At 45.2% G+C, this 24,470-nt stretch carries 22 protein-coding genes and 1 riboswitch; of the genes, 5 read left to right on the top strand and 17 right to left on the bottom strand.

Annotated elements, in window-relative coordinates; all coding sequences use genetic code 11:
* Positions 1-33: 33 nt before the first annotated feature.
* On the bottom strand, positions 34-1,158 hold the full coding sequence (tnpB, locus tag BDD39_RS04945) for an IS200/IS605 family element RNA-guided endonuclease TnpB (protein WP_166908680.1): 1,125 nt from the start codon (positions 1,156-1,158) through the stop codon (positions 34-36).
* 88 nt (positions 1,159-1,246) lie between these two features.
* Between tnpB and BDD39_RS04940 the strand changes: the two genes are divergently transcribed.
* On the top strand, positions 1,247-1,423 hold the full coding sequence (locus tag BDD39_RS04940) for a hypothetical protein (protein WP_166908679.1): 177 nt from the start codon (positions 1,247-1,249) through the stop codon (positions 1,421-1,423).
* 80 nt (positions 1,424-1,503) lie between these two features.
* Here BDD39_RS04940 and BDD39_RS04935 read toward each other — a convergent pair whose 3' ends face one another.
* The 5 genes from BDD39_RS04935 to BDD39_RS04915 all read right to left on the bottom strand — a co-directional run bounded on the left by BDD39_RS04935 (position 1,504) and on the right by BDD39_RS04915 (position 7,256).
* Positions 1,504-1,743, bottom strand: coding sequence for an MrcB family domain-containing protein (locus BDD39_RS04935; RefSeq protein ID WP_166908678.1), 240 nt, complete (start codon positions 1,741-1,743; stop codon positions 1,504-1,506).
* Positions 1,744-2,111: 368 nt separating this feature from the next.
* A complete protein-coding gene (locus BDD39_RS04930; RefSeq protein ID WP_166908676.1) occupies positions 2,112-3,338 on the bottom strand; it encodes a hypothetical protein in 1,227 nt (408 codons plus the stop codon).
* A 359-nt stretch (positions 3,339-3,697) separates the two neighbouring features.
* Positions 3,698-4,213, bottom strand: a complete 516-nt coding sequence (locus BDD39_RS04925) for a hypothetical protein (RefSeq protein ID WP_143415793.1) — start codon at positions 4,211-4,213, stop codon at positions 3,698-3,700.
* Positions 4,210-5,463, bottom strand: a complete 1,254-nt coding sequence (locus BDD39_RS04920) for an AAA family ATPase (RefSeq protein ID WP_166908674.1) — start codon at positions 5,461-5,463, stop codon at positions 4,210-4,212. The genes BDD39_RS04925 and BDD39_RS04920 overlap by 4 nt, the downstream gene beginning before the upstream one ends.
* A 566-nt stretch (positions 5,464-6,029) precedes the next feature.
* On the bottom strand, positions 6,030-7,256 hold the full coding sequence (locus tag BDD39_RS04915; protein ID WP_166908672.1) for a YeeE/YedE family protein: 1,227 nt from the start codon (positions 7,254-7,256) through the stop codon (positions 6,030-6,032).
* A 189-nt stretch (positions 7,257-7,445) separates the two neighbouring features.
* Here BDD39_RS04915 and mscL point away from each other — a divergent pair, with 189 nt between their 5' ends.
* Complete coding sequence (gene mscL / locus BDD39_RS04910) at positions 7,446-7,841, top strand: large conductance mechanosensitive channel protein MscL (RefSeq protein ID WP_166908670.1); 396 nt, start codon at positions 7,446-7,448, stop codon at positions 7,839-7,841.
* A gap of 180 nt (positions 7,842-8,021) precedes the next feature.
* Here the strand turns inward: mscL and hutI are convergent, their stop codons facing one another.
* The 3 genes from hutI to hutG all read right to left on the bottom strand — a co-directional run bounded on the left by hutI (position 8,022) and on the right by hutG (position 12,419).
* Positions 8,022-9,296, bottom strand: coding sequence for an imidazolonepropionase (hutI, locus tag BDD39_RS04905; protein WP_166908668.1), 1,275 nt, complete (start codon positions 9,294-9,296; stop codon positions 8,022-8,024).
* A gap of 18 nt (positions 9,297-9,314) precedes the next feature.
* Positions 9,315-10,973, bottom strand: coding sequence for a urocanate hydratase (gene hutU, locus BDD39_RS04900; RefSeq protein ID WP_166908667.1), 1,659 nt, complete (start codon positions 10,971-10,973; stop codon positions 9,315-9,317).
* Positions 10,974-11,441: 468 nt separating this feature from the next.
* A complete protein-coding gene (hutG, locus tag BDD39_RS04895; RefSeq protein WP_166908664.1) occupies positions 11,442-12,419 on the bottom strand; it encodes a formimidoylglutamase in 978 nt (325 codons plus the stop codon).
* A gap of 278 nt (positions 12,420-12,697) precedes the next feature.
* Here hutG and BDD39_RS04890 point away from each other — a divergent pair, with 278 nt between their 5' ends.
* Positions 12,698-13,114: a PaaI family thioesterase gene (locus tag BDD39_RS04890; protein ID WP_166908662.1), complete on the top strand. Its 417-nt coding sequence runs from the start codon at positions 12,698-12,700 to the stop codon at positions 13,112-13,114.
* A gap of 43 nt (positions 13,115-13,157) precedes the next feature.
* Here BDD39_RS04890 and BDD39_RS04885 read toward each other — a convergent pair whose 3' ends face one another.
* Positions 13,158-13,640: a PaaI family thioesterase gene (locus BDD39_RS04885; RefSeq protein ID WP_166908660.1), complete on the bottom strand. Its 483-nt coding sequence runs from the start codon at positions 13,638-13,640 to the stop codon at positions 13,158-13,160.
* A gap of 115 nt (positions 13,641-13,755) precedes the next feature.
* Between BDD39_RS04885 and BDD39_RS04880 the strand changes: the two genes are divergently transcribed.
* Positions 13,756-14,823 (top strand): AbrB family transcriptional regulator, encoded by a 1,068-nt coding sequence (locus tag BDD39_RS04880; RefSeq protein ID WP_166908658.1) that lies wholly within the window; start codon positions 13,756-13,758, stop codon positions 14,821-14,823.
* Between the two features lie 18 nt (positions 14,824-14,841).
* Here the strand turns inward: BDD39_RS04880 and BDD39_RS04875 are convergent, their stop codons facing one another.
* The 7 genes from BDD39_RS04875 to BDD39_RS04845 form a co-directional block, all read right to left on the bottom strand.
* Positions 14,842-15,225, bottom strand: a complete 384-nt coding sequence (locus BDD39_RS04875) for a VOC family protein (protein WP_166908656.1) — start codon at positions 15,223-15,225, stop codon at positions 14,842-14,844.
* Positions 15,226-15,252: 27 nt separating this feature from the next.
* On the bottom strand, positions 15,253-15,585 hold the full coding sequence (locus BDD39_RS04870; RefSeq protein WP_166908654.1) for a hypothetical protein: 333 nt from the start codon (positions 15,583-15,585) through the stop codon (positions 15,253-15,255).
* 78 nt (positions 15,586-15,663) lie between these two features.
* Positions 15,664-15,770: riboswitch (SAM riboswitch) on the bottom strand.
* A gap of 110 nt (positions 15,771-15,880) precedes the next feature.
* Complete coding sequence (opp4A, locus tag BDD39_RS04865) at positions 15,881-17,668, bottom strand: oligopeptide ABC transporter substrate-binding protein (protein ID WP_166908652.1); 1,788 nt, start codon at positions 17,666-17,668, stop codon at positions 15,881-15,883.
* Positions 17,669-17,681: 13 nt separating this feature from the next.
* Positions 17,682-18,584: an ABC transporter permease gene (locus BDD39_RS04860; protein WP_166908650.1), complete on the bottom strand. Its 903-nt coding sequence runs from the start codon at positions 18,582-18,584 to the stop codon at positions 17,682-17,684.
* Between the two features lie 17 nt (positions 18,585-18,601).
* On the bottom strand, positions 18,602-19,570 hold the full coding sequence (opp4B, locus tag BDD39_RS04855; RefSeq protein WP_166908648.1) for an oligopeptide ABC transporter permease: 969 nt from the start codon (positions 19,568-19,570) through the stop codon (positions 18,602-18,604).
* Positions 19,571-19,588: 18 nt separating this feature from the next.
* A complete protein-coding gene (locus tag BDD39_RS04850) occupies positions 19,589-20,515 on the bottom strand; it encodes an ABC transporter ATP-binding protein (protein WP_166908646.1) in 927 nt (308 codons plus the stop codon).
* Entirely contained in the window at positions 20,502-21,524 is a 1,023-nt protein-coding gene (locus BDD39_RS04845; protein WP_166908644.1) for an ABC transporter ATP-binding protein, read from the bottom strand. Before BDD39_RS04845 ends, BDD39_RS04850 begins: the two co-directional genes overlap by 14 nt.
* Before the next feature lie 332 nt (positions 21,525-21,856).
* Between BDD39_RS04845 and BDD39_RS04840 the strand changes: the two genes are divergently transcribed.
* The gene (locus BDD39_RS04840) at positions 21,857-24,427 is read left to right on the top strand and encodes a bifunctional diguanylate cyclase/phosphodiesterase (RefSeq protein WP_166908642.1); all 2,571 of its coding nucleotides are present in this window, start codon (positions 21,857-21,859) and stop codon (positions 24,425-24,427) included.
* Positions 24,428-24,470 lie beyond the last annotated feature (43 nt).

The following is a 24,470-nucleotide window of genomic DNA, read 5'->3' as shown; positions in this document are numbered from 1 at the left end:
TAATCCCTTCTACCGAAGAGAAATGGACCAAGCTCAACCCGCCGGCCCGGCGGTGAATAGTCTTATCCCTTCTTGTAAGATGTTTATAGCTGCGTTTACGTCCCGGTCATGGTGCGCTCCGCAATTCGGGCATGTCCACACCCGCAAGTTTAGGTTTTTGACTTCTTTGTTTTGATAGCTACATTCAGAGCAAAGTTGTGAAGATGGAAATTGTTTGTCCATTTTTACGATGGTTCTGCCATACCATTTCGCCTTATATTCCAACATATCTACAAACTCAGACCAAGACGCATCTGTGATTGATTTTGCCAGATGATGATTCTTAACCATGTTTTTTACTTGCAAGTCCTCCAAACAGATTACTTGGTTTTCGTCAATCAGTTTGGTGGACAACTTATGAAGAAAATCACGTCTTGCGTTTACGATCTTTTCATGAATTTGAACCACCTTTAATCGTGCTTTGTTCCAGTTAGATCCGCCTTTTTGGCGGCGAGATAGGATTCGTTGCCACCTTGCTAGCTTCTTTTCATACTTTCTGAAGTATTTCGGAGCATTGATTTTTTTGCCAGTAGAGAGGATTACAAAATCTTTTAATCCTAGGTCAACACCCACTGCCTTTTCGGAAGTTGGTAACGATTTAATCTCCGTTTCGCAAGTAATAGCTACAAAATATTTGCCTGATGGATTGCGGCGGATCGTAGCAGAAAGGATTTTTCCTTTGACTTCTCTTGATTTTGCAAATGTTACCCATCCTAACTTGGGTAGTTTAATTTGATTTCCAACTACTTCGATCGTTGGTCTTCCTTTTTTTGGGTAATTGCATTGGCTAGTGTAAGATTGGACAGGATTTTTCTTGCTTTTGAAGCGTGGACGGTTATTCTGCTTTTGAAAAAATCGTTTAAATGCGTCATCTAGATGTTTCAATGCATTTTGCAATGTTGTAGAATCCGCTTCTTTTAACCATTCCAATTCCTTTTTTAATTGGGTTAACTGATTGGCACAGGCGTTATAGGTTAATCCTTTGCCTGTTTGTTCATACGTTTCATTCCACTTGGCTAAGAAGTGATTGAAAACAAAACGGCAACATCCAAACATCTTGTTTATTAATATTTCTTGTTCTTTTGTGGGATAGATTCGAAACTTAAACGTTTTATGCACTTCTTTTCACCTCCTTGATGTACGTAATTTTACCGTACACTTGTATTATACGGTATTTTCCCGTACAATACAAGCGGAGGTGATTAAAATGACGGTTAAACGTGAACGTGTAGAAATGCGGATTCCTTCGCCTATTCTTAGGGAAGTTGAAGAATATCAAAAACGAAATTGCATTTCTACTCGGACAGCCGCTTTTTTAGAATTAGTTAGAAAAGCACTTGAACAAGAAAAACAAAAATTGTCGGACTTACGAGAGGAGGAATAGCCCCTCCCTTGTTCGACGCTCGCTCTCATCCCCATAGCTGAAGCTAGTGGTTTTCCCGTTCGCTTTTTATAATATCCGCGCTACGTCGAAGTCGTAACGGTTTTATCCATCATTGCGACCCAAGGGACATCCGTCCATACCCCTTGGCCAACCGATCCTTTAATCACGTAGCGATCTTGCGGGATAAAAGGCAACTTTTCGATTGCTTGCGGAATCGCTTTCATCACTAATTGGAACACCGGCTGCTCTTTGGAAAATCTCTCTCGTTTCTCTTGCAAGTACGTCTTCATCACTTGTAAAAAAAGATCACGCAACGCCATTTGGAATGCTCCTTTAAAAGCTGTTTCTGCTAATATGATAAACTAGTAACTTTTACCTTATATTTTACAAAAATAAGCGACAAAACGTCTAATAATTCTTGACAAAATCAGACAGTTCCACTTTTAACTCGATCAACCATGCGCTCAGTCATCTTTTCATGATATCACTTACCTAATGTTTGATTGGAAAGTGGGGAAACAAACTTTTTTCTTTCGTTTCCTACGCAATCCAAAGCAAAATAAGCAAGCCTAAAAGCCAGCGGCCGCGAAAAACCATTAAAAAAGAAACTGGCTCCTTTTTCACGTTTCAGCGATAGCAATAAGGAAGCCAGTTTTTCTTATGACAAACAGTATGAAACAAGCTAAAGCTAAATCGACGCCTCATTCCTTACTCCTTTTTTCCACTCATCCAAAAACGCAGGCAGCCGGCTTTGGTACGGAACGATGACGCGCTGGTAGTAGGTTTCCCATTCTTTTGGCTGCTTAAGAATATTTATATAAACATGGCGGATTTCTGTTATATATTCCACCGCATGACGATACGCTTTACGGTTTTTTTGCGCAATAAACGCTTCTGCTTTCTGTTTGTAGTAAGCAATCATCTCAGACGGATGACGTTCGTTCAAGTAACGTTCATAGATGATGTGGCGAGAGTACACGGCATAGGACGCGTCTCTTGTCACATAGCGAAGGAGTTCTTGGCTGTTCCCTTCTTGATAGTCAATTTCCGCTTTTATAGAAGAGTAACGGAGATCGCTAACAAATGAATACAATTCTTTCCTCACTGCTTCTTTTTCGCTTTTCTCTGCATAAGAGATGGTTTTCTTATACAACTCATAAGAAGGACGGTGTTGGAAGTATCGTTTTAATAGTTGAAGCGCCTTTCCTTTTTCTCCTATTTGATCGTAGTGCCGAAATACGTATTCATATAATGTATCTAAAGCTCCTTGCCCTTTTTCCAATCCTTGTTCCGCGACGTCGAGCGCTTTTTTCACTTCTCCTTTGCGGTGCAAAAATTGGACATAATCCCAATAGTCGCTTCCGTAAGTTAATTGCTGCATCCGCATTAGTTCATATGTATCTTCATCCCCAAGCTTGTGCCGATAAATTTTTAGCATGAGCGATTGATCATATGTGCTGTTTGACCGCTTCAAGTACGATAAAATAAGGTGCCAATGCTCTTCTTCGCAGGCGATTTGTTCAATCCAGCCCCATATGACGTCGTCAAATCCCGAATTTCCCTCGAGGTATTGTTCCATCAATCCGTGAATCATTTCCTCCCTGCATTCATCCGGCAGCTTCCCGTCTTCAAGCAATGAAAGAATATGTTCCATATTCTCATATGCACGATATTCCTCCTCTTGCAGACCACCGCCGTACATATTAAACTCGGAAATAATGTCTATTGTTTCTGAAAATTTGTCACGGTACTCGTGATAATATTTCTGTGCCAACTGTTCATCATTGAGATACCCTTTTTCCTCCAAAAACTGGAGCGCTCGCTCCTTTGCTTTTTTGTCAAGCACAATTAGGCTCATCGCGAGCTCAATCATATCTCGATGGGAAACACGCTTCAAAATCGCGCGAATATCCATAGTTTCAACTCCTTGCTTGTTTTTCCATAGTATACTTTAGTACAATACCATCGGCAATGGCTTATGACAAAAACGAGCATGGTTCTAAAACAAGCAAATTCGCAAAAAAGAGGTTGAACAGTAGTTCCCCGCACCTGCTTTGCTGCGCAGGAAAACAGTAAACCCTCATTCTACAGAAAACAAGGATGGACGGTAAAAAGAAACCGGCTTCCTCCTTGCACACTACCGAGGAGGAAGCCAGTTTTTTCGATGATAAACAGCACAAGACGATCGGCAGTTCTCTCCCTATACGATTTCTAACTGCATATCATGCAATACGTCAACATGTATCTTCTGTTTATTTTTTTGACACTATGATCTTACGATCTTCGTCTCCTTGGCACTCTTGTTGGTTTTGCTGGTTCATATGCTTTTAGCCCTTCGTCGCCGGTAAGAATTTCGACTTCCCATCCATTCACTCTTGCGTAGTATTCAGCCACTGTTTTAATCGTTGCATCCCCAATCGATAAACGCTCAGACGCTTGCTTTGGCCATTCGGAAATGAGTTTATGCAATTCATCAGCTGTCCATAGCTCTGCTTGCTCGGAAAATTGCGCCCAAGGAGACTCTTTGTCTAACGCCTTTTGTATAATGTGAACGAGCTTTTTCGCGCATTCATATCGTTCTTTTGCTGCTTGGGCGATATGGTTGCCTGTTTCAATGATCGTTGCCAGCGGAAGGACAAACGTTGCCCCACGTTTCTCTTCTTCCGTCAAAAGCTCGTTCACACGCCTGTAGTCCCAAATGTTCCCTTGCGCGCCGCATGTTTCTTTGCCGGGAACTTGCAACCAGCAGCATAAAATCGACGTATCAATGACAAGGATTTTTCGCTTCACCGCTCCTCACTTCCTTGCCACGACAGCGTTTCTTCGATTTCACCTTCTGCTACTAGCTTGCCAATCGATCCGCCTGCAAGAAGCTTCGGCAACGATTGAATATCTTCTAATGGTGTCAATTCACTTGCCCCGTCCTCCATCGAACGATGAGCAACAATAATAAACGGGATCATTTCTGGCCCTAACTCATCGAGTAACGCTGGATTGTGTGTTGTCATTAAAATATCAATTTGCCGATCGGTGCCAATTTCATTTAACATATCAATTAAAATCCCCGCACGGGAAGGGTGTAGGCCATTATCAATTTCTTCGATCACAATAAGACTTCCCTTCGGACGGGTCAATAATGCCGTCAAAATTCCGATAAAACGTAGCGTGCCATCCGACATGCCGCGCGCATCGACAATCAACTTTTTGTCGCTTCCCGGCCATTGCTCTTCACAGTACAGCATCGCATCTGTTTTAAAACGGCCGACCGGCTCCGCCCAAACTCGCTGGACATCTCCTTCCGGAAGGCGGGAGACGTATTTTGAAAGCAATTTTTCCGTTTGTTTCTTTTCTTCTTTCGGCAATGCCGCCAGCACTCCTGCTACATTAGAGGCATTGCTCGCAAGGCGGTTGGAAAACGGTTTATAATCACGCATCAAAGCAGGAGCGGGATCTAATATAAAAACATTTTCCAATGTATGCACAACAAGTTGTATAGCTTCATCCACTTCAGGATGTGTTTCTTGGTTTTTTAATTGGCTAATAACCGATACAGAACGTTTGAACGGTTTCTTTTTTGGGCGTCTTCCATTATAAACTGAAGCAGCAACCGTCGGGCTGTCTTCCTCTGCTGTAGCAGTGAATAATTTTGTCCGTTTGTTCATTTTTCTATCTATTTTCACTAATGACTCTGAAACAAGCTCCACATCGGATTTTGTACTCACTTCAATGCTATAATGATAGTCTGTTTCTTCATCGCCTTCGATGACCGCTTCTAATGTAAAAGAAGAATGTGGATGCTTAGCAGCCCATTCAACACCACCGCGTATCGCTTGAATATTCGCTTCTAAAAGAAGAGCAGAATCTCCCGATAAAATCGTCTGTAGCTCTTTTCCTTGTACCACTCGGCTCAAAAAAGCGATACCGTCCAACGCGTTCGATTTTCCGCTTGCATTCGTTCCAATCAAAACTGTTAACGGATCAATGTATAATGTTGCATTAGAAAAACTTTTCCAATTTTTATAATGAACTTCTTTCAACATTCGATCACTTCCTAATCAAACTTCCATTTATCAAGTAGGTAATCCAGAAAAATCATTGTCTAATAAAAAACACTTATAATTAGGAACGATCCATACTTACAACCTAATTACAAGAAAGGTTTTATTGAAAATTATACCATATTTCGAGTATTATTAAAAGAGATAGGTTGTCTCCTGCTCCTTTCCTATTTCCTATATATAAACAAGGTGCAATGCGTTGCATAAACAACAGCAAGCTGTACAAAATGTTGGCTCACTAGGAATAATGGAGTTAATATTAGTACCGTTAGTTAATGCATAGTAGAGAAAATCTGCAAAAAATCTCATCCACGGGATATTGGCAAAAAGAAACCGGCTTCCTCCTTGCACACTACCGAGGAGGAAGCCAGTTTTTTCGATAATAAACAGCACAAGAAGATCGTCAATGCTCTCCCTATACGTTTTCTAACTGCAAATCATGCAATACGTAATTTTTCTTCGTTCATCTAGAAAACAGATCGAAAACCGTAAAAACTGATTTAAAAAAAGAGAAAGCGCCCTCTCACCTTCTCTTTCCCATTCCTTCTTTAATTTTTATACGCACAATACGGACGCAGCTTGACACCGATGAGGCTGCCAAGGAAGGCAAACACGAACCAAATCCAGCCGTGGACGCTGAAGGAGGCGATGCCGCTGAAGTATGCGCCGATGTTGCAGCCGAACGCAAGGCGGGCGCCATATCCCATCATCAGACCGCCGATGAGGGCGCCGATCGTCATGCGCGATGGTCGTCTCCACTGGATCGGTTTGGCGTAACGGCCGGCAAACGCCGCTGCCAGCAAGGCGCCGAACATTAAGCTGATGTCCATGACCGTTGTCGTATCTTGATACAATGGGCTTTTCAGTGCATTTAGCTTCGCCGGGTCTTGCCAATAGACCCATTGCGTCGGATCAACGCCAAACAGTTGTACGAATTTTGCTCCCCAAAGGGCGAAGGCGGAAGTGATGCCCCACGGTTTGCCGTTGACCATTAATACAAGAGCGTTCATAACGGCAAGCAAGAAAGCGCCGACAAGAAGTGACCATGGGCCTTTATAAATCGCTTTCCAGCCGTTTTTGTTTTCGATTTTCATCGAAATCAGTTTGCCGTGGCGGCGTTTTTCGAGGACGGTTACAACGTAATAAACGAGTGCCAACAGTGCGAGCTGAAGCAGAAAACCGCCAAATGCACCAAGCTGGTGGATCAGCGAAATTGGCGCAAGATGCGGCGTGTTCATCCAAAAATCAAAATGGGTCGTCGCGATGACCGAGCCGGCGATAAACCCGATTAAGGTGACAATGCCGTTCGTATCGCCTCCGCCGATATGGTACAGCGTACCCGATGCACAACCATCGCCGAGCTGCATGCCGATGCCGAAAATAAACGCACCGACGATGACGGAAATGCCGACATCATGCACATTGCCCGCCACGGCATGACCGAAGATCGATCCTTTCAACAATAGCGGCAAGAAGAAAATGCTTGCCACTAGTAGCATGATCATTTGCGCGCGAATGCCTTCGCCTTGTCGGTATAAAATAAATTTGCGCCATGCGGACGTGAAGCCAAAGTGCGCTTGGTACAAGATAAATCCGCCGAACGCTCCTAACACGTAAAGGAGCGCTTGCTGCCAGGAAACGCGGCTGTATAAAAACAACGTACCTCCGATCAACACGATGGACGCAATGGCGATGATCCACCACGTTGGATTTTTCGGAGCGTTCTCTGCTTGCTTGACACGGACGTCCGTTTGTTTTTTTACCGCAATATCCAAGTTATCTTCCCCCTTTACTAAAATTAAGTACATTATATAATACTATAAATTCGATTGATTTTCTATGTTTTTGCCTCGCTGTTTTGTAAAAATAGGTAAAATGTTCCGTCAGCCGCATGGAGCTGGCATTTTTACAACCCCCTATGTTATATTTTTTTGTACCAATATTGTAAAAGCAGGGTGAGGATCATGTGGAAAGAATTTAAAGAATTTGCCATGCGCGGAAATGTCGTCGACTTGGCTGTGGGGGTCATTATCGGCGGCGCGTTCGGCAAAATCGTTTCTTCGCTTGTCAATGACATCATTATGCCGCTTATTGGCTTGTTGCTGGGCGGCATTGATTTTAGCGGGCTGTCGTTGAAATTTGGGGATGCCGTCGTGAAATACGGCATGTTTATCCAAAAGGTCGTTGACTTTTTGATTATCGCCTTTTCGCTCTTCCTTTTTGTCAAAGCGTTAAATAAACTGTACCACCGCATTAAAAAGGAAGAAGAAGTCAAAGATACAGAGCCGACTTTAACGAAGGAAGAAGAGCTGTTGATGGAAATCCGCGATTTGTTGAAACAGCAGCGGGAAGTGCAATAAGCGAATAATACGAAAAGAGCCTGCCCGATAAGTGGACAGGCTCTTTTTCATAGCAACAATACTCTAACGGCGTGGCGAACATAAGCGTCCAAATCGTCCGCTCGGCCCAAATGGCTCATAGCTTTGGAAACGATGATGGAAAAGCACGCGCTGCCAACGCGTGCTTTTGGTTTCCAATGCCTAGTAGCAAAGCCTCCCGCTTTTCACCACCACTCGGCTGTTTTTCACGACTGTATCGGTATGGTTCATACCGTAATGGTAGATGAGCTGCATATAATTTGGGACGTCGAAAAGGACCAGATCGGCTTTTTTCCCGACTTCAATGCTTCCGATTTCGCGGCCGCGGTTGATCGCGTGAGCGGCGTTGATCGTGACGGCTGCCAGCGCTTCGGCAGGGGTCATGCCCATCTGCAGGCAGCCGAGGTTCATGATCAGCGGGAGCGATACGGTTGGCGAGGAGCCGGGATTGCAGTCGGTGGAAAGCGCAACCGCTGCGCCGGCGTCGATGATCTTGCGGGCGTTTACGGCCTTGGTCATCAGGAAAAACGCTGTGCCCGGCAGCAGCACCGCAATCACGCCTTTTTCCGCCATACGGCGAATGCCTTCGTCCGAAGCGCGCAGGAGATGATCGGCGGAAATCGCCCCGACTTCCGCGGCCAGCTCCGCGCCGCCGTATGGTTCGATTTCATCGGCGTGAATTTTTGGCATCAGCCCGTACGCTTTTCCCGCTTCCAAAATGATTCTTGCCTGTTCTGGTGTAAACACGCCGCGTTCGCAAAAGACGTCATTGAATTCAGCAAGCCCGAGTTCGCTCACTTTCGGAATCATTTCTTCAATGATGACGCGTACAAAGCCGTCGGGATTGTCTTTCCACTCGACGGGTATGGCATGCGCTCCCATAAACGTGCGCACGACATCGATCGGATGGGTGTCATCGAGCTTTTTCGCCACCGTCAGCTGTTTGATTTCGTGCTTGAGGCTCAAGCCATAGCCGCTTTTCGCCTCCACGGTCGTGACGCCGTGAAGCAAAAACTGATCGAGCCGCCGCTTGCTTTCTTCATACAATGTTTCTTCCGATGCTTCCCGCGTTGCTTTGGTCGTCGCGTGAATGCCGCCGCCGGCGTTCATAATTTCCATGTACGTCGCCCCGCTAAGGCGCATCGCGAATTCGCTTTCACGGCTTCCTGCGTACACGAAATGCGTGTGCGGATCAACAAGCCCCGGCGTCACCGTTTTTCCTGTCGCATCGATGATGTCTGCTTCCGTGATCCGCTCTTGAAATCGTCGCGAAAGCTCCTCATCCGTTCCGACAGCGGCAATTTTTCCGTCTTCCACCCAGACGCTGCCGTTTTCAATGATATGAAGTTCGTTCATTTTCTCCTTCGTTAGCGGGGCTAACGAGCTGCCGGCCAGCGTCACGAGCTGGCTGGCGTTGCGGATAAACAACGGGCGCATGCGTCCCCCTCCTTCCGTTTATTTCAGCATCGGCATATGGATGCCTTTTTCTTTCGCCGTTTTGATGGCGAGTTCATAGCCGGCATCGGCGTGGCGGACAACGCCAAGGCCCGGGTCGGTCGTCAAGACGCGCTCGAGCCGTTTTTCCGCTTCTTTCGTGCCATCGGCGACAATGACCATTCCCGCATGAATCGAATAGCCCATGCCGACGCCGCCGCCATGGTGCACCGATACCCAGCTTGCACCGCCGACTGCGTTAAGAAGCGCGTTTAAAATCGGCCAGTCGGCGATCGCGTCGCTGCCATCTTTCATCCCTTCCGTTTCACGGTTTGGCGAGGCGACGGAACCGGAATCCAAATGGTCGCGGCCGATGACGATCGGCGCTTTCAGCTCGCCTTTCTCCACCATGTCGTTAATGATTTTGCCAAATTTCGCGCGTTCGCCGTAGCCGAGCCAGCAGATGCGTGCCGGCAGCCCTTGAAACTGGATTTTTTCCCGCGCCATGCGGATCCAGTTGCACAAATGTTGGTTGTCGCTGAATTCGCGCAAAATGACTTCATCGGTTTTGTAGATGTCTTCCGGATCTCCTGAGAGAGCCACCCAGCGGAATGGCCCTTTCCCTTCGCAAAAGAGCGGGCGGATGTAGGCGGGAACAAAACCTGGAAAATTAAACGCCTCTTCCACTCCTTCATCTTTCGCGACTTGGCGGATATTGTTGCCGTAATCGAATGTCACCGCGCCTTGCTTCTGCATGGCGAGCATCGCTTTAACATGTTCGGCGATCGATTGTTTGGCGCGGCGGATATACTGCTTCGAATCGTGCTGGCGCAGCTCAGCCGCTTCTTCGAGCGTCATGCCTGCCGGAATGTAGCCGTTAAGCGGATCGTGGGCGGACGTTTGATCTGTTAATACGTCCGGAATAAAACCGATTTTGATCATTTTCGGCAACACTTCCGCCGCGTTGCCAAGCAGGCCGATGGATAGCGCTTTTCCTTCTTCCTTCGCCTTTTTCGCCATTTGGATCGCCACATCGAGACGGTCGGTCATCGTGTCTAAATATTTCGTGTCAATGCGGCGCTGGATACGGGCTGGGTCCACTTCGACGGCAATGCAGACGCCGCCGTTTAACGTAACGGCGAGCGGCTGTGCTCCACCCATGCCGCCAAGACCTGCCGTCACCGTAATCGTGCCTTTTAGCGTGCCGCCATAGTGCTGGCGCGCCATCTCGGCAAACGTTTCGTACGTGCCTTGCACGATGCCCTGGCTACCAATGTAAATCCAGCTTCCTGCCGTCATTTGCCCATACATGATTAAGCCTTTTTTATCGAGTTCGTGGAAATGATCCCACGTCGCCCAGGCAGGCACAAGGTTCGAGTTGGCGATTAGCACCCGCGGCGCATCCGCGTGCGTTTTAAACACCGCCACTGGCTTTCCCGACTGAATGAGCAGCGTTTCATCGTTTTCTAAGTTTAATAGCGTTTCGACAATCGCCTCGTAGCACTCCCAGTTGCGCGCCGCTTTGCCGATGCCGCCGTAGACGACCAACTCTTCCGGACGCTCGGCCACCTCTGGATGTAAGTTGTTGTTGAGCATTCGCAACGCGGCCTCTTGAATCCAGCCTTTCGCATGCAAGGTCGAACCGGTGTATATTTGCACCGGCCGGCGTTTCGTTGCCATTGTGATCCCCTCCGTTTTTTCCTTTGTTTTTAACCCAGAATGCCGTCAGGATGAATAAACGTCAGATAAGGGACGGCTTTCGCCATCTCGATGGACCGACTCAGTCATTCTCCTTTTTTAAGAATTAAAAAATGAAACCGGTTGCGAATATATGCATCCCGTTTTTAAAATCGTATATAATTTTTTGAATTTTATGCCCATTAGTGAAATGAAATGGTTATCTTGCATCATTTTCTTTAGATTTATAAAAAAGAACCGCTCGGTCATTGCAGTTCTTTGCGCTGCTCATCGCGGTATTCAGTTGGCATCCTCCTCGTTTCTTCTTTATTTCGGTGTTTCCTTTTCTAATATCCTCATGTCTGCTCGACAGTATTGACGGTATAGACGCGATGAATAGGCGGAAACAAACCAGCGGATCGCCGCGCTCTCGTTTTCCATCCCGCTCCGCAATCGATAGTTTCATCGGGTTCACCGACCTGTCGACGCTCGCTGGCGGCGGTGGAAATGAACAAGCGCTTCCATGCAGAAGGCGGCGGCTAACGCAATCGTTTTTCGATTTTCATCGACCAACGGATTCACTTCACAAATATCGAAACTGATCGTTTGCGGCTTGGAAATAATATAACGAAGCAGGGCGCGAACGATTTTCGGATCAAGCCCGAACGGCGAAGGCGCGCTCACTCCCGGCGCCGCGCTTGCGCTCAACACATCCATGCAAAGCGTCAGCACCAGCACATCATAGTTTTGGATAAAATCGTCAATGAACTCATACGCGCGTTCTAACTTTTCCAATGTCAATTCTTCCTCCAACATGTACGTGCATCCGTATCGCTTCGCGGTTTCAAATAACGCCGCCGTGTTGCCTAGCGTCTGAATGCCGAGGCAGCAGTATCCCGCGTTTCCATCTTCATCTAATATTTGCCGAAACATCGTCCCCGATGACGGCCCTTGTTCATATGGGCGCATGTCAAAGTGGGCGTCGATGTTGATAATGCCAAGCTTCGTTTCCGGACCGACCGCCTGCCGTACGCCGAGATAATGCCCGTACGCGGTCTCATGTCCGCCGCCGATGACAACCGGCGTGATGCGATGGCGGATAAGGCGCTCTACCGCTTGCCCCAAATGTTTCTGGCTGTTTTCTAATTCTCCTCCTTCACAAGTAATTTCGCCCACATCGTAAAGTATTACGTCAGGCGGCAGGTGCCACGGCAAGTTCGCCAGCGCCTTTTTCACTTCCACCGGCGCGTGATACGCTCCTTGCCGCCCTCGATTGCGGCGGACCCCTTCATCACATTGGAAGCCTAATAAAGCAAAGGCGTTTTCTGCCTGTGCCTGTATTTGCCCCATATCAAGAAGACGAATTTTTTGATGGACGCGAAAACTTTTTTCATCGCTCTCGCTGTCGATCCGCCCCTTCCATCTCTCCTTGTCCGGCTGTTTGTACATAAAACGAGACCCCCTACTTTATGCTCTGCACGACACCAACATCCTAGATTAGTCATTGCGTTGATTTGTCTATATCAGGTTCTAGTTCTTGTTCCCATCGCGTAAATGATATCCCTTCTTTTGTTTTGCCGTCTATTTTAACTTATGCATAGCGACCCGATCCCATAAGCAACTAAATGGTTAGGAAAGGGAAAAGGAAGAGAGAAAAAAGGAAATCTTCTTATTTTCGCGAATAGGTAGTATGGGAGCTTACCATTTTTAAAGAAAGGATTGTGGCTATGGCAAAAACCGTCAACTTGCACGAAGTCATTGCAGGAAAAAGTGCACCGCCAGCCTGTGATACATCGCTTGGCGTTCAATTAGTGGAAACAGGCGAAGGATATGCGAAAGGAAAATGGACGATCGGGGAGCATTTGCTCAACGGCAACGGCGTCATTATGGGCGGATTTGTCAGTGCGGCGGCCGATATTATGATGGCGTATGCGATTACGACATTGCTTCATGAAGACCAAACATTCGCTTCGATCAATCTGCATACGACGTTCCATCGCCCGACCGTTGTCGGCGAAGTGGAAGTCGAAGCGAGGGTGGAAAAATTCGGACGCACCGTTTCCTACCTGACCGCTGTCTTAACGCAAAACGGCAAAGAAGTGGCAAGCGCCGTTTCCTCGGTAATGATCATGCCAAAACGATAAAAAAGCAGGACGACCTCCTGCTTTTTGCTTGCGAATGGACGTGTTATTTTTGCCCAAACGTCTTCGGCATGACCACCGCCACGACTTCACCGCGCGCGCAAAGTTCTCCATCGGCGAATACTTCCGTATCTACTTTCCACTTTTTCGGATGAATTTCTTCGACGGTTCCCACCGCTTTCAGTGGCCCCCCGTGCGGCGTCGGCTTGACAAACTCCACCTTCAGCGAAGCGGTGACAAAACGCGGCGGAGTCTCGCCGTCACCAGGTTCATGGCCGTTTTTGCGATGCAGTGCCAGCGCGGCCGAACCCGTTCCGTGGCAGTCGATCAGCGAGGCGATCAATCCGCCATACACAAAGCCGGGAATGGCAATATGCTCAGGGCGCGGCGTGTAAATCGTGACCGTTTTCTCCCCTTGCCATCCCGTGCGGAAATGGTGGCCGTGCTCATTCATCCGGCCGCATCCGTAGCACCAGGCAAATTCCTCTGGATATTCGTCTTGAATGGCGTGTTTTACTTGTTCTTCCATGATTTCTCCCTCCCCTTTCCTTTTCAGTATATCACAATGAGCACATTACTTCCTTTTCCTTTTAATTTCCTTTACAATAGTGATAGGTTTACAGAGAATGGAAAGGACTGCAGCAATGAAAGTGTTAGAAACCTATATCGTCGCGGGACTGACCGGCTTGCTGTTTTATCATCTCCATTCCCCGATTCCGTGGATGCTCGGGGCCATTACCGGAATGCTTGTTTGGAAAACGGTCATCAAGCGCCAAGTAGCGGCGCCAAAGGCGTTATCCAACAGCGGATTGATTGTTTTAGGCACCTACTTTGGACTGTCGTTTACAAAAGAGACACTGTTAACAATTGCGCCATATATTGTTCCGTTTCTCGCTGTCGCTGTGTCCCTGATTGTCATCAATATTATGAACAGCATCGCGGTGACGAAATGGACGCATATGGATAAAGTGACAAGCGTGTTTGCCTCCGTTCCTGGCGGATTGTCGGAAATGGTGGCCGCTAGTGAATCGTTCAATGCCAATACAGCGCTAGTAACGATTTTTCAAACGATTCGTTTATTAACGGTCGTTTTTCTTGTGCCAACGGTCGTTGTCCATTGGTTGAGCGGACATGCGCCGTCAGGAAGCTCCGCAGCTCAGGCGGCTGCTGCCTCTTCCGATGGTCATTACGCTTGGTTTTTGTTAAGCATTTTCGGTGCGCTTCTTTTACGAAACGTCATTCCGGCGGCATACGTCGTCGGACCGCTTGCCGTAACGGCAGTTATGCATGTGGCTGGAGTAAACTTGCCGTCACTGCCTTCATGGTTGATTATTTTGGCACAAATTAGCGTTGGAATGAACATGGGAAACCGCATTACGTTAGAAGATATTAAGCTTGGCGGAAAATTTAGCTGGGTATATTTCCTGCTTGCGCTAGTATTAATTGCTTTATCATTCGGATGCGGCTGGGCATTTGCGAAATTAACGGATCTTCCACTGTCGACCGCGCTGTTAAGCCTGGCACCGGGCGGGCTAGTGGAAATGGTATTAACGGCGCAGACAGTCGGCGGCGACCCGGCCATCGTCAGCTCGCTGCAGTTTATGCGGCTATTGCTTGTCATTATCGTTGTGCCGAACGTCTTGAAATGGGTGTTTCGCAAATTTCCATACATTACCGATACGGCATGGAAAAACCGCTCTGTTCGCAACTAGGAACAGAGCGGTTTCATTTTACTTAGCTGGTTCATAAAATTCGATCCATTCTCCATCCGGCCCAAGGAAAAACAAATATTTCGCCCCGTTTGGCAGCGTCGTAATATCTTCCCAGACGAGCGGAACACCGAGCGATTGAAGCCGCTCTTTTTCTTGCTCAATTCCTTCAACGGTAAAGGCGACGTGATGCACTTTTCCTTCCGTCGGCAAATTCGGATTATACCCTTCGATCAATTCGACAATGACCGAGCCATCCAATCCTAAAAACGCCAGCTTCATCGTGCCGTTCGTATGCGTCATCTCGCTAAGCAATTCCAAACCGACTACCTCTTGATAAAACTTTTTCGATGTTTCAATGTCTTTTACTTGAATGCCGACATGTTCGAATTTTTTCACTGACATCATAGTTCTCCCCTTTTTTTATTATTTTCAAGATTGAGAAAATACCGCCCGCAAATATGGAGTCATATGTACGATCGAAATTCCTTTTTCCGCTAGTTCGCTAAAAATATAGCGATCGAGCGCATAAGGACCAGCGGCTTTCCATTCTTCCACTTCCGCAAGCGTCAAAATAAGATAAAAAGACTTTCCTTGCGTATGCCCATATAGATGAAAAAAATTCGCGTAACAGTCAAAATGCAGCACTGTCTTTTTGTCAAATTGCAACAGCTGCTTTCTTATGCACCGGGCGACATGGGAAGCGAACGATTCTGCTTTCAAGTGTGCCGCCATATAACTGCGAATCAAATCATTTTCGCGCACTCGGCGTTCCCACCTCCTTCCTTTGTTTTGTACATAAAAACCCCTTTCGCCATGAATGATGCGAAAGGGGTTTGGCCGTTCTTATCATCCAAAGCGAAACCGCTTTGCGGGTTGGAGCACCTTGCGAAATACGCAGGTTGCTGTGGAGTCATCGAGCCCGATCTCTCGTCCACTCTTGATAAGACTGTATGTAATTTTTCTCTATCTTACCACGGTATCTCAATGATGACAATGATTTTTTGTTTTTTCATAAGGGAAAGAAGGAGAGCAAAGGAATCTCCTTCTTTCCGATTTATTATTGCGCTACTTCCGGCTGCTCCGAAGTGACACCGACATCTTTCCATGTCAATTTCGAACTAGGGTCAACCGTAAAGTTTTTCACACGATTGTTGACCGCATAAATGATCGAGCGGTATAGCGTCGGGATGACAGGTACTTCTTCATTCATTAACTCTTGCCATTCGTTGTAAATTTTCTTGCGGTATTCTTTATCAAATGCTTGCTCGGAATGACCTTTTTCAAGCAGTTCATCATTTTTCTCATTTACCCAGCGAGAGTAGTTGAACATAACGTTACGGCCATATAATCCATATGGGTCCACATCGGTTCCTGTGTACCATGCCGCGGCGAACACATCGACTTTCGGATCGTCTTTTTCGACCATATCATAGAACGAGTTGAATTCCGCCAAGCGGCCATCAACCAGCTGTACATTCAAGCCGACGTTTTTCCAGCATTGCATGTAAAATTTCGCTAATGGTTCGGCAATATCCCCGCCGCTCATCGAGAGGAAATTAATGGTGAATTTTTTGCCATTTGGATCTTCGCGGAAGCCGTCGCCATCGACATCTTTATATCCCGCTTCATCCAATAATTTTTTCGCTTTTTCTGGGTCGTATGTGTATCCTTTCTCATTTTTATCATGGTAGCTTGGGAAGGATGGCGGAATAAGCGTCGTTGCCGGGAAACGCAAACCGTGATACAATCTGTCTGCCACTTCCTTGTTATTAATCGCATATGCCATCGCCTGGCGAAGCTTTTTGTTTTGGAATTTCGGATTATCCATCACGTTTTCTTGTTTTTTCGCATCCCAGTGCCCGAGTTTAAAACCAATATAGTTGTAAGCTAAATCGACTTTTCCAATAAATTGAAGGTTTTTTGTTCCTTTCGCATTGAGATATTGGTCAGTTGGAAATTCGGCAATGTCAATTTCTCCTTTTTTAAGCGCCTGCAGCACAACTTGCGGGCTGACTACCTTCAAGATAACACCTTTTAAGTTCGGCTTTCCGGCCCAGTAATCGTCGTTGCGAACAAATTCAACCGATTCGCCTGGAACGATCTTTTTCACTTTAAATGGACCAAAGCCAATTGGATGTTTGCGGATCTTATCCGATTTCGCCAAATCTTTAATCGGCACATCTTTTAAATAATGTTTCGGAAGCGGATATGCCCAAATGCCTGTTAGTACAGATGGATTGGCATGTTTCCATGTAATGGTTAATGTTTTGTCGTCAATGACTTTAATTCCTGAAATTTTGTCCGCTTTTCCGCTATGGTATTCGTCCATGCCGACGATATCCTGGATGAGCGCATCTCCGTAGCGGACGCCCGTATAATCTTTATTGCCGATGACTAAGTAGGCATATTCTAAATCTTCCGCTTTGACAGGTTCACCGTCATGCCATTTTACATTATCTTTAATTTTGATCGTCATCGTTTTTTTGTCAGCGGAAAGTTTGTATGTGGCCGCGCCATCGTTCGTAATTTCATAGTCTCCATTTGTACGGAAAAGTGATTCGTCAAAAAATTGCAAAATCTCCGCGTCTGGCTGTCCTTCGTAAAACGCATAGCTCAATGTTCCTTCAAATGGGGTATCCGATACTAATCCGTATTTTAATACACCATCAACGATTTTCCCGTCATTTTTGACGGTCATTGGGAATTTTCCGATATCTTCCTTTTGCGCTGTTTGTTTATTCTTGTTGTCTTTGTTGTTGCTTGCGGAGTTGCTGTTGCACGCCGTTAATCCTAACAAAAGAACGACGAGCACCACCAAAAACCTCCATTGCCACTTTTTCCTCACTTTTTCTCCCCCTTTATCCTAATCGTTGTCTTGCATCGGCCGCGCGTTTTAACGCTTGGCCGATAAAATTTATGCACAACATCATTACTAAAATAAGCAATGATGCTGGTAACCATACCCACCATTTGCTTTGCAAAACATCCGGATTCATCGCATAGCTGACAAGCGTCCCTAGACTTGGCGTACTTTCCGGCAATCCAAAGCCTAAATAGCTTAAGCCTGATTCAATTCCAATATTTCCGGCAAGGTTTAATGTTAAGTTTACGATAATGATCGAACTTAAATTAGGCAAAATTTGAAAAAGGATGATTTTCCAATCCGGCGTACCGAGCGTTTTCGATGCGCTTACGTAGTCCAATTCCCGCTCTGCCAGCGTTTTTGCTCGAATAAGCCGCGCCTTTCCCGTCCATAAAAAGGCACTCATAATCAGAATAAACGTGAAAATATTATATTTAGGCACAATCGCCACAACTACGATCACAAGCATTAAAAATGGCAATACAAGGATAAAATCGATAATACGCATGATTATATTATCAATAACTCCCCCAAAATATCCGGCAATGAGGCCAACGGCAAGACCAATCAGGCCGGTGATCAGCGTAATCGCTAAACCAATGGTAAATGAGTTTCTTGCACCGATAATCAGCTGCCCAAAAATATCCCTTCCTCCATAATCCGTACCAAGCCAATGCTCTGCTGACGGCGGAGAGTAAATGTCCAGCAAGTCCACTTTGACAATTTCATCTTGGTCTAATAATAACGAGGCACCATATACAACGATCAAAATCAAGGAAAGAAGAATGAGAGAACCGAGAGCTAACTTATCCTTCACCAACTCACGCCACATAATAGAAAGGCTTGAAGGACTTTTTTCATTTTTTGCATGGATATCGCCTAGTTCTGCTTTCATCATTGTGTCCCCCCATTCCATTACTCAATGCGAATACGTGGATCAACCGCACTTAAAATAATGTCAGACAAAAGTGTCCCAATTAAAGTGGCAAGACCAGAAATCATCACGAGTGCGGTAACAACGCTGTAATCTCGCTGCATAATCGATTGCAAAAACAATTGCCCAATCCCTGGATAACTAAAAATAGATTCCAGAAAGATAGATCCGCCAATTAATCCTGTAATCTCATATCCTAAGAAAGCAGCAATCGGCAAAAACGAATTTCGTAAAATATGACGCCAATAAATGCTTGATTCTGGCACTCCTTTTGCACGTGCGGTTTTAACAAAGTCTTTCACCTTTGTATCGATAATTTCACTGCGCAAATATTGAATCGTCCCAACCGTATTGATCAGCGCTCCAGACAGAGCCGGAAGCAAAAGATGGTTTAGCTTGCTTACATAATAGGCAAACGTTCCTTTTTCCACTTGAATATCAACGCTTCCTCCCGTCGGAAACCATCCTAATTTGAACCCGAAAATAAACAACATAATTAACGCAAAGATAAACAACGGTGTCGCAAAGCTAACGTAGCTGTATCCAACGATTAGCTTATCCGCCCAAGAGTCCGTCCATCTTCCCGAAATAATTCCTAAAGGAATCGCGATCATATACGTTAATATTAAAATCGCGGCAGATAGCAAAATCGTATTCCACATTCGCCCAGCTAATAAATCGTTGACAGGTTGCTGATGAATATAGGACATGCCAAGATCTCCATGCAGCAAGTTTTTCATCCAACGCATATATTGAACATGTACCGGATCATTGAGTCCGAGCTTTTCTTTCATTTCCGCCAATGTTTGCGCGTCCATTTTTGGATTGCTTGCCAACTGTCCTGTCAATGCATCCCCAGGCATCGCCTTTGCCAACAAAAACACAAGAACACTTAAAAGAAATAGTTGCGGAATCATTATCATGATTCGCCGCAATATAAATTTCAGCATCGTGTCGTCTTCCTCTCTTTACGGAATCGCAACGGAATGCGTCTCAGAGATTTTCTTTAACGGGTGCACCTTGCCCTCATCATCAAAGTAGCGATGGTACAGCTGTTTGTATTCCCTTTCGACTTCTTCGCGAAGCTGAAACTGCTGTCTTCTCTGCCGCGGATCCGCGTTTGGAATTGCCGAAAGGAGACGCTTTGTATAAATGTGCTGCGGATGGTGAAAAATTTCTTCGCTCGTTCCTTCTTCAACAAACCTGCCGCGGTACATAATACCGATGCGATCACACATATGACGGATAATGCCTAAGTCATGGCTAATAAACAAATATGTAAGCTGAAATTCTTTTTGGATCTCTTTCATAAAATTTAACACCTGCGCTTGCACCGATACATCAAGCGCGGATACTGGCTCATCTGCAATAATAAGCTTTGGATTGAGCGTAAGCGCTCGTGCAATGCCGATCCGTTGCCGCTGTCCTCCGGAAAACTCATGTGGATATTTATAAATCGACTCTGGATTTAATCCTACCCTTTCGATAAAATATTGCACTTTCCGTTTTTCTTCTTGCGGCGACAATTTTTCGAAATTGCGGATCGGTTCGGCAATAATATCGAGCACACGTTTGCGCGGATTAAGCGAAGAATATGGGTCTTGAAAAATCATTTGAATGTCTTTTCGGTACGAATAAAACTGCCTGCGGCTTAGTTTCGTTAAATCGGTGCCCTCTAATAAAATTTCACCTGCTGTCGCTTTTATGAGCCCGATAATCGTACGCCCCGTCGTCGTTTTTCCGCATCCTGACTCTCCGACAAGTCCATACGTTTCTCCTTGCCTTAGCTCAAAGCTGATATCATCTACAGCCTTCACATAATCAACAATGCGGCGAAAAAACCCTCCGCGTACCGGATAATACACTTTTAAATGATTTACTTTAAGAAATGCCATAGCCCACGTCCCCTATATGATCATGTGGAAAGTAGAAATGTTGATAACATGTGCAGCGAACCCAATGTCCTGGTTCAACTTCGCGCAAAATCGGATTCGGTTCATGTTTTGACTCATCAATCCAGCTAATTCGCGATTGGAATCGACACCCTGTCCGCGGCATCTTTTGCAAAGAAGGAACGATTCCTTGAATGACGTGAAGTTTTTCTTTACGGGTTTGTGCGGATGGAATCGACTGCAATAACGAGCGTGTATACGGATGAAGAGGATGGTGGAATAACGTTTCCACATCTGCCAATTCAACAATTTCCCCAGCGTACATAACAGCTACGCGATCGGCCATTTCCGCAACTACACCTAAATCATGAGTAATTAAAATAATGCCTGTTTTCATTTGTTGTTGCAGTTCTTTTAATAGTCCCATAATTTGTGCTTGGATCGTAACATCCAAGGCAGTTGTCGGCTCATCTGCAATAATAAGCGACGGTTCGCAAGCGATGGCGATCGCAATCACAACCCGCTGTCTCATTCCACCTGAAAGTTCATGAGGATAACGATGATATGTTTTTTCCGGATTCGGAATGCCAACACGTTTTAACAGTTCTAATGTGCGCTGCCTTTTTTCCGCCGAAGATAATTTTGTATGATAATCCATGCTTTCTTCAATTTGTCGCCCTATCGTCATTAATGGGTTCAATGCCGTTAACGGGTCTTGGAAAATCATTCCGATATCTTTGCCACGAATTTTGTTCAACTGTGAAGTAGATAACGATAATAAATTCATTCCTTTAAATGTAATGCTTCCTTCTAATTTTGTCTTTTGTGGCGGATGCAATCCCATGACTGCAAGTGCCAGCGCGCTTTTTCCGCACCCCGACTCTCCAACAATCGCCACCACTTCGTTTTCATTCACCGTAAGGGAAACATCATCAACCGCAGCGTAATATTGATCTTGAATTCGAAACGAAACGCGTAAATGGTCTATTTCTAAAATTGGTTTTCCGGTCAATGTATTCTCCCCTTTATAATCTTTGTAATACGTAAATTAAATGTAATTTTTATAATTTTATGAATATTTTATTACATCTTTTTTACAAATTCAACCGTTTTTCCTTGTTTTTATTGGTTATTTAGCACATAGTTTTATTTTATAATTATTGGGTGTACAGTTTTTTATCACAGAATAAAGGAACATTTCCAAGCCTGCCACATAAACGATGGAATATATTTTATCCGCAATTCATCATTTTTCGTTAATGTTCTATTTTTTCGACAAAAGTCATATCAAAGATGATAATATAGTAAAGGAATATGATTTCTTAAGATTGGAGTTGCTTTTGCATGCAGAAAAATCAAGTGGAAACTCCTTATGCTTCCCTTTATTTTTTCATGCCTGCCATACAGTTCATTTTAGATAAAGATGGCTATATCGTCGATATAAATGAGTTCGCTGCATTAACGCTTGGATACAAACGAAATGAACTAATCGGTGCGCCTGTTTCCGCCGTCGTTTGTGAAGAAGATCATCATCGCGTCAAACAACAGCTTCAGTTTATGCTCACACATCCGACCGATGTTGTCCATGCGATGGAATTACGACAGGTAACGAAAAGTGGGAAAATTTTATTTGTCAAAATGAGAATTCGACGAAAACAGATCGATGGTGGCGAAACACTTTTTCTTGCATCATGTTATAATATTTCGTCTGAAACATATGCAAAACAACTGTTAGCAGCACAGAAAAGCATTTTAGAGCTTATTGCAAAACATACGCCTCTCGAAGAAATTTTAACGAGGCTCGTTTATGCTGTGGAAGAAATCCGGCCAAAGATGGCTTGTTCTATTTTACTAGTCGACGAGGAAAGCGGCCGGCTTTATCATAAAGCGGCCCCTAGCCTGCCAAAGAAATATATTGATGCGGTTGACGGACTGGAAATCAGTCCACACTCCGGATCATGCGGCGCGGCAGCTTATCGTCAGGAAATTGTCATCGTTAACGATATTCAACATAATCCGTTATGGGAGCAATATAAACATTTTGCCTTGCCGCATGGATTACGTTCCTGCTGGTCTGTTCCGATTTTTTCCTCCACAGGAAAAGTATTAGGTACGTTTGCAATCTACTATTACGAACAATGTGAACCGCATGAAGAAGATATAGAGATTATTTATACGTTTTCTTCACTGGCAGGACTGGCGTTGGAGCGGGAAAAAATGAAAGATGCGCTCCAAGAAAGCCGTCAAATGTATGAGTCATTGTTTCATTTTAATCAAGATGCTGTCTTCTCGTTACGGCTGGACGGCAAGTTTTTTGCAGCCAACGAAGCCGCTGCCAACATTTCTGGGTATAGCCGTGATGAGCTGCTGACGATGACCATGTATGATTTCATTATCGAAGAGGATCTACCGAAAGCAATGGAGGCGTTTCGCGATACAATAAAGGGGCATTCCCGCCATCTTGAACTGCGCTTTCGCCATCAATCAGGGAACCAACGCTATGCTAGCGTCACTTCTATTCCTATTCTTGTAAATGAAAAAATTATTGGCGTTTCATGCATTGCCAAAGATGTGACGGAGCGGATCGAACAAGAAGAGCGCATTCGTTATATGGCGTATCACGATTCATTAACGGGGCTGCCAAATCGTCGCCTGTTTCATGTACTTGCTGCGGAGGCGCTTATGAAGGCGCGGCAGTCGGGAAACAGCGCGGCCATTTTATATCTCGATTTAGATGGGTTCAAATATATTAATGATTCGATTGGACATCTTAACGGAGATAAAGTATTGAAAAAAGTGGCAGAGCTGCTGAAAGAGAAAGTCGGATCTCACGGAACCGTTGGCCATATGAGCGGGGACGAGTTTACCATTTTACTGCCGTCGTTGTCTGAGCGCAAGGAGGCCGTAGAAATCGCAAAAGAATTGCTGAGTATTTTTAAGGAACCGCTATGCATCGACAAGTTCGAATTATTTCTTACTTGCAGCATCGGCATCGCTTTTTATCCGTATGAGGAAGCGGATGTTGATACCATCATCAGCTATGCAGATATAGCGATGTATGAAGTAAAGCGGAAAGGAAAAAACGGATACTATATTTACGATGCAGATCTTTTACAGCAGCGATTGCCTAATATTTTTTTGCTAAACGATTTACACCATGCAATTAAGCATAAAACGGAAGAATTGCACGCTGTTTATCAGCCGATTGTCGATATACGGCGAAAACAGATTACAGCGATGGAAACGCTCATCCGTTGGCATCACCCAGTGCATGGAACTATTTTTCCAGGTCAATTTATTTCGCTCGCCGAGGAAACGGGACTTATCGTTCCTATTGGCGAATGGATTATCCGGCAGGCATGCAGACAGCATGAGCGCTGGCGGAAACAAGGTTTGCCGCCGATTCGCATAGCGGTAAACGTCTCTGTAAAACAATTGCAAGATCAGCAATTTGCTTCCCGCATTGAAGCGATTTTAACCGAGACAAAGATGGAGCCAAAATGGCTTGAATTAGAAATTACAGAAAATATGTTCATTTATAATGAAACAACGATTTCAAACAACTTACGGCACGTGAAAGAGCTTGGGGTCCGGATTTCGATTGACGACTTCGGGACGGGGTATTCTTCCCTTGCCTATTTAAAACATCTTGATTTCGATACGGTAAAAATCGATCGGTCGTTTATTTCCGATTGCCCCCACTCTTATTATGAGAGCATGATAACAAACACGATTATTTCATTGGCGCATCATCTAGGGATAAACGTTGTCGCCGAAGGAGTAGAGCGTCCTGAACAGATTGATTATTTGCGAGAAAAAGGTTGCCAAGAAGCCCAAGGATACTTCTTTCACCCGCCCCTTCCCGCGAATGAGGCGACGCTCCTGCTTCAAAAAGGAATCGCCCATTTATACTAAAACACATAATGCCATCCATAAAGAAAAAGGGGCTCTTTTCCAA

It is taken from the genome of Saccharococcus thermophilus, from assembly GCF_011761475.1.
In the GTDB taxonomy this organism is placed as follows: domain Bacteria; phylum Bacillota; class Bacilli; order Bacillales; family Anoxybacillaceae; genus Saccharococcus; species Saccharococcus thermophilus.
This window is presented reverse-complemented; position numbering and strand designations above follow the sequence as displayed.

Bases quoted from the DNA above. Each gene is read 5' to 3' on its own strand.
- BDD39_RS04940 (WP_166908679.1), top strand. From the start codon at position 1,247: ATGACGGTTAAACGTGAACGTGTAGAAATGCGGATTCCTTCGCCTATT.
- BDD39_RS04935 (WP_166908678.1), bottom strand. From the start codon at position 1,743: ATGGCGTTGCGTGATCTTTTTTTACAAGTGATGAAGACGTACTTGCAA.
- BDD39_RS04930 (WP_166908676.1), bottom strand. From the start codon at position 3,338: ATGGATATTCGCGCGATTTTGAAGCGTGTTTCCCATCGAGATATGATT.
- BDD39_RS04920 (WP_166908674.1), bottom strand. From the start codon at position 5,463: ATGTTGAAAGAAGTTCATTATAAAAATTGGAAAAGTTTTTCTAATGCA.
- mscL (WP_166908670.1), top strand. From the start codon at position 7,446: ATGTGGAAAGAATTTAAAGAATTTGCCATGCGCGGAAATGTCGTCGAC.
- hutI (WP_166908668.1), bottom strand. From the start codon at position 9,296: ATGCGCCCGTTGTTTATCCGCAACGCCAGCCAGCTCGTGACGCTGGCC.
- hutU (WP_166908667.1), bottom strand. From the start codon at position 10,973: ATGGCAACGAAACGCCGGCCGGTGCAAATATACACCGGTTCGACCTTG.
- hutG (WP_166908664.1), bottom strand. From the start codon at position 12,419: ATGTACAAACAGCCGGACAAGGAGAGATGGAAGGGGCGGATCGACAGC.
- BDD39_RS04890 (WP_166908662.1), top strand. From the start codon at position 12,698: ATGGCAAAAACCGTCAACTTGCACGAAGTCATTGCAGGAAAAAGTGCA.
- BDD39_RS04885 (WP_166908660.1), bottom strand. From the start codon at position 13,640: ATGGAAGAACAAGTAAAACACGCCATTCAAGACGAATATCCAGAGGAA.
- BDD39_RS04880 (WP_166908658.1), top strand. From the start codon at position 13,756: ATGAAAGTGTTAGAAACCTATATCGTCGCGGGACTGACCGGCTTGCTG.
- BDD39_RS04875 (WP_166908656.1), bottom strand. From the start codon at position 15,225: ATGTCAGTGAAAAAATTCGAACATGTCGGCATTCAAGTAAAAGACATT.
- BDD39_RS04860 (WP_166908650.1), bottom strand. From the start codon at position 18,584: ATGATGAAAGCAGAACTAGGCGATATCCATGCAAAAAATGAAAAAAGT.
- opp4B (WP_166908648.1), bottom strand. From the start codon at position 19,570: ATGCTGAAATTTATATTGCGGCGAATCATGATAATGATTCCGCAACTA.
- BDD39_RS04850 (WP_166908646.1), bottom strand. From the start codon at position 20,515: ATGGCATTTCTTAAAGTAAATCATTTAAAAGTGTATTATCCGGTACGC.
- BDD39_RS04840 (WP_166908642.1), top strand. From the start codon at position 21,857: ATGCAGAAAAATCAAGTGGAAACTCCTTATGCTTCCCTTTATTTTTTC.